The organism is Vibrio sp. 10N.222.55.C6 (genome assembly GCF_041473395.1).
Taxonomy (GTDB): domain Bacteria; phylum Pseudomonadota; class Gammaproteobacteria; order Enterobacterales; family Vibrionaceae; genus Vibrio; species Vibrio crassostreae_C.
This window is the reverse complement of sequence record NZ_JBFRSD010000402.1, coordinates 1-286: the sequence shown is the minus strand read 5'-3', so window position 1 is coordinate 286 and position 286 is coordinate 1. Positions and strand designations below refer to the sequence as shown.

The following is a 286-nucleotide window of genomic DNA, read 5'->3' as shown; positions in this document are numbered from 1 at the left end:
GGTCAAGCTCAACACCCATATGCCCCATCAAAGCGGTGACACCACGCATATTGATACTGTGACGACGATTGGTTGAATGGCACTCAGCAGGGCCAATATGCGCCCCCATAACTTCTGGTGGGAAGAAGTAACTCATGCCTTTTTGAATAGCTTGGCGTTCCAATGCATCGTTACAATCGGATGCCCAGAATCGATGTGTTCTCTTGAGGATTTCAAAATCAATGCGACCACCGCCTGATGAACAAGATTCAATCTCGACTTTAGGGTGTGCTTGATTCAGTTGATC

The 286-nt window shown here is 47.2% G+C and carries 1 protein-coding gene; it reads right to left on the bottom strand.

Going from position 1 to position 286, the window contains the following annotated elements:
* Positions 1–286 (bottom strand): alpha-galactosidase (locus tag AB4486_RS24320; protein ID WP_372119198.1); only part of this gene is annotated, 286 nt, incomplete at both ends.